Raw genomic sequence first — 5,423 nt, forward strand, 5'->3', positions numbered from 1 at the left:
CGACAACTTCGCCGCCGACGAGCCGAACGGTTTGCAGTGGGAAGACGCCGTCCGCATGCACGCCGACGGCACGTGGGCCGACACCTCGCATCTCAATAACACCTACTGGGTCGTTGTCGAGTTCGATCCCGGTTCAGGCTTCGATGACACACTCACCGGCGGTCATGGCGACGACGACATCCAGGGCGGACTCGGAAAAGATACCGCCGTGTTTACCGGCAACGCGGCCGACTACACCATTACGCACAACCCCGACGGAACGATCACGGTGGTGGACAACATGGGTACCGACGGCACGGACACCCTCACCGACGTCGAGCGCATCCTGTTCGCCGACGAGGTTTACGAGACGGACAATCAGGCGTTCAACGCCGCCCCGACCGACATCACGCTCGAAGCCCCCGGCGACGATCTGGTCGCGCAGCCGATCACGACCCTCGACAGCTACACCGGAACCGGAACCGTTTGGTCGGACACGCTGCCCTTAGCGGATGGCGGTTACATACTCCTGTACAACGACTACGACGTGAACCAGGGCTGGGATGTCGTTGGGCAGAAGTACACCGCCGACGGTGAGGCGGTCGGCGAGGCGTCCGTGATCGTGAACGACATGCTGAACAGCGGGCAATACGACGCCTCGGTCGCGCAACTCGAAGACGGCACGAACGTCGTGATCTGGCGACGCGACGGCAGCGGGGGCATCTTCATCCAACGCTTCGATGAGGACTTCGAGACCCTCGGAAACCGCATCCAAGTCGAAACCACGAGTAGCTTCGCCGAAACCCATCCGGCGATCGCGTCACTTTCCGATGGCGGCTTCGTAGCGACGTGGGCCAACCAGATCGACGAAAACGCAAACAGTCAAGGCGATTTTTACGACATCTACGCGCAGAAGTTCGACGCCAGCGGTAACAAGGTCGGCGGCGAACTCAAGGTCGCCGAAACCTTGGGACACCAGTATGAACCGAGCGTCGCCGGCTTCGATAACGGCGGCTTCATGGTCTCCTGGCGAGATGCCACGAGCGCGACAGACGGCGACTCGAACGGTGTCGGTGGTCGGATCTATGACGGCAACGCCGACCCGATCGACGACATCTTCGTCGTCAACACCACGACCGCGGGCTGGCAGGGTAACCCCGACCTAGTCGCTCTCGATGGCGACAAAGTCCTCGCTGTCTACCGGACGGACGACGGCTCGGGACATGGCGTGTACGGCAAGGTGTTCGCTTCCGACGGATCGGTCATCACCGACGAGTTCCAGATCAACGTCGGCTACACGACCGGTACTCAATTCCAGATCAAGACCGAGTCTCTCGAAGACGGCGGGGCCGTGATTACCTGGACCTCACGGGACCAGAACTCGATCCATAGCTCGTTCGGCCGCATTATGGCCGCCCGCGTCGATAGCGACGGCGCTCTGGTCGGCAGCCCCTTCGAGATCAGTCAAACCAGCGACGGCTTCCAACAACGCCTTCCCAACGTCGGCCAACTCGCGGACGGCAACCTCGTTTTCTCTTGGCACAAGACTTCGGCCAGCACCGAAGAGTCGCAAGTCAACGACAAGGTGTTACGCGTCCATACCGATCTGGACGGCAATCACCTCACCGGATCGCTCGAAACCGAAACGTTTGGTCAAGTTGCTGACCTACGGGTCGAGACCACCGCGCTATCGACCGGTGGCCATGTCGTGACTTGGCGAAACATGGGCTTTGACGGCAACACCGACTGGGGCATCCGCGGGCAGGTCTACGACGCGGCCGGCAACCCGCAGGGCGATCCGTTCATCCTGAACATCGATCTTTGGACGGGCTCGCAGCACAACCCGACAATCGCAAGCCTGCCCGACGGCGGCTTTGTCGCGGCATGGCAATCCATTGGCGACGGGAGCAGCCACGGCATCCGGACCGCGCATTTCGACGGCGACGGCAACCAAGTCCCCGGATCAGAAACCTGGGCCAACACAACAACAACGAATCGGCAAGAAATACCTCACATCGCGGTGGACCCCAACGGCGGCTACGCCATCACGTGGCGGACGCTTGACTACGTGTCCAGCAGTTCGAACTGGGACTCGGTGATGCAGCGATTCGACGCCGACGGCAACAAGGTCGGCGGCGAAGTCCTGCTCAACGAACAAATCACGGACGATCAGCGTGAACCTCGGATCGCCTTCAACGACAGCGGGACGTCACTGGTGACTTGGATGGCGTCAGGAGGCCAAGACGGGAGCGGCTGGGGCATCATCGGGCGGCTGTTCGACGACAACGGCGACCCGATCGGCAACGAGTTTGTCGTCAACGATCGCACCGCTAGTACGCAACTCGAACCGCAGATCACTACGCTCTCCGACGGGCGGTTCGCGGTCGCCTACTCAAGCTACGGCGGCGACGACAGTCGATACGCCGCGATGGTCCGCATCGTCAACCCCGACGGCACTTTTGACTCCGCTGAAATCCTCGCCAACCAAACCACAGCCAGTGACCAAAGCCACGTGCAAATCACCGACACCCGGAACGGCGGCTTTGCGGTGAGTTGGCGCGGCTCGGGGGACGGCCAGAGTTTGGCCCTCTGGGGCCGAACCTTCGACGCCAACGGCACGGCGACTTCGGATGAATTCCGCATCAGCGACGTCAATGACGGTTGGGTCGCTTGGCGTACCAGCCTGATCGAACGTAACGACGGGTCGCTAGTCTTCAACTGGACCGCTTTCGACAAAGACGAAGGCTCGATTCTCCAACAGCGGATCTTCACCCCGGGCCTGATCGAATCGACCGTGGGCGGCGCGATCATCGCCGAACTTATCGCGACCGATACCGACGACACGGAAGGCTTCACCTACGAGATCGTCGCCGACGACAACGGCGACTTTGAACTCTTAGACGGTCACCTGGTCGTCAAAGAAGGATCGACCTTCGACGCGGAGAACGACCCGGTCCGCAACATCACCATCCGGGTCACCGATTCGGCGGGCAACACGTTCGACAAGGCCTTCGGCATCCTTCCGCTCCCGGTTAACGAAGCGCCGACCAGCGTCAACTTCAGTCCCACCACAATCAACGAGAACAGCGCGAACGGCACTTACGTTGGCGACGTCTCGGCCGCCGACCCCGACCCGGGCGACACGATCACCTACTCCCTCACCGATGACGCCGGCGGCCGATTCACGATCGACGAAACGACCGGACAGGTCACCGTCGCCGACGGCTCGTTGCTCAATTACGAAGACGCCACGAGTCACGACGTCGTCGTTCGCGCCACCGACGCCGGCGGCCTCCGCACCGAACGAACGTTCACCATCAACCTTGCGGACGTCAACGACGCGCCCGACAACGCGACGTTAAACACCAACACCGTCGACGAGAACGCGGCCAACAGCACCGTCGTCGGCACCGTCACGCCAAGCGACGAAGACGCCAGCGACACGCACACGTTTGCTCTGGTCGATAACCCGCTGGCGACAATTCCCTCGGCAGAGAAGCTCACCTTCACGGATGCCGAGGGTTACAGCGTCGGCGACGAAATCGGCGGGCAACAAGACAGCACCACCCAAGCCGAGTGGATCTCGCTCAGCCAGAGCCGGGCGGGTTATGACCTATTCCAGGTCGCCGACGAAGGCGGCGGCGATCGCTCGATCCAAAGCCAACCCTGGAACAGCGACTTCGAAGACTTCAACTGGGCGCGATACTTCCCCGCCGGCAAAGACGCGCTCGCGGACGGGTCACAACAACTGCTCAGCTTCGACCTGCGTCTCGACGGCCCAGCGGCAAGCAACGACAGCACCGGCTGGCGGATCGAACTCGGCCGCGACCGGCTCACCGACCTCTCCGGCGGCCGGACCATCAACCTCGAAGTCATGGGCGACGGCGAGCTCCGCGTGCACTCGGGTGACGGCACCACCAGCTTGGGGACGCCCGGGTTCGGAAGCTGGACACAGGTCGCGGTCCTGCTGGACTACAACGCCAAGACGGCCGACCTGTACCTCGACGGAGCCAAAGTCGCCGACGGCGTCGCGTTCCAAGACCCCGCCACGGCCAACGGATTCCAGCAGGTCAGCTTCGGTACGACGCAGGAGGTCAACTACACCCCGATCAGCGTGCGTGACTTGGCCGTGGAAGCCTACGAAGGCGCCGACGCCAACGGCCGGTTCGCCATCGATAGCACGAGCGGCGAAGTCACCGTTGCCGATGGAACCAAGCTCGACGCCGAAGCCGACACAACCCACGACATTGTGGTGCGGGTCACCGACGATTCGGGCGCGACGTACGACCAGACGTTGCGGATCACCGTCAATAACCTCGACGACAACGCGCTGTCCGCCACGAGCGATACCGATACCACCGCGAATGCCGTTGCCGAAAACGCGACCAACGGAACGGTCGTAGGCGTGACGGCGCTGGCAACCGACGCCGACAACGACGCGGCCGTCACGTACAGCCTGACCGACGACGCCGACGGCCGATTTACGATCGACACCACAACGGGTGTGGTCACCGTCGCGGACGCCACCAAGCTTGACCACGAGTCCAGCAATACGCACACGATCACCGTTGAAGCCACGAGTAGCGACGGGGACAGCACGGCCGAAGACTTCTTGATCGAAGTCACCGATGTGGCCGAAGGACCGATCGCGGCGGTCGTAGTGGGCGACGACCTGGTCCAAAACGGTGACCAACCCGGAACAACAGGCTGGAGTACGAGCGGCACCGGAGGCTATAACGGGGATGGGTATCAGTTCAGTTGGGGGAACCTCGCCAACGACGGCGAAGTTTGGCAGACCGTCACCACCGTGCCCGGGCAAACCTACGTGCTCCAGTTCGACATGGGCTACATGGGCCTCGACAGCGCGCTCCAAACGCTCGGCGTTCGCGTCACGGGCGATACCACCCTCACCGACCTGTCCTACACCGACCGAGGCGAGAACGGCACCAAACGACACACCGTCACCTTCATCGCCGATTCGGTTTCAACCGAGCTCCGCTTCCTCGATCGTAGTGACATCACGAACAACGTGGACCTCACGTTCGATAACGTGAGCCTGTACGCGACGGGAAGTCCCGCCATCGCGGAGGACGCCGGCAACGGCACCCAAGTCGCGACCGTCCAAGTCAACGACCCCGACGCCGGCGATAGCCAAACGTTCACCTTGACGGATGACGCGGGAGGCCGATTCGCAATCAATGCAGACGGTGAGATCACGGTCGTCGATGCATCGCTTCTCGATTTTGAAACCAACACCACCCACGACGTCACGGTTCAAGTCGAAGACGCTGCGGGCAACACGTCGGACGAAACCATCACGATTTCGGTGACCGACACCAACGACGCCCCGACCGTCGACAACGCCCTCGTCGATCAGAACGCCACCGAAGACTCGCCGTTCAGCTACCAGTTCGCCTCCAATGCCTTCGGCGATATCGACGCCG

At 62.2% G+C, this 5,423-nt stretch carries 1 protein-coding gene; it reads left to right on the forward strand.

Features of this window, described 5'->3' with window-relative positions; translation table 11 throughout:
* The coding region (locus AAGI46_15420) for a cadherin domain-containing protein (GenBank protein MEM1013596.1) at positions 1–5,423 on the forward strand (5,423 nt) is incomplete at both ends.

This window comes from Planctomycetota bacterium (assembly GCA_038746835.1).
GTDB lineage: Bacteria > Planctomycetota > Phycisphaerae > Tepidisphaerales > Tepidisphaeraceae > JBCDKH01.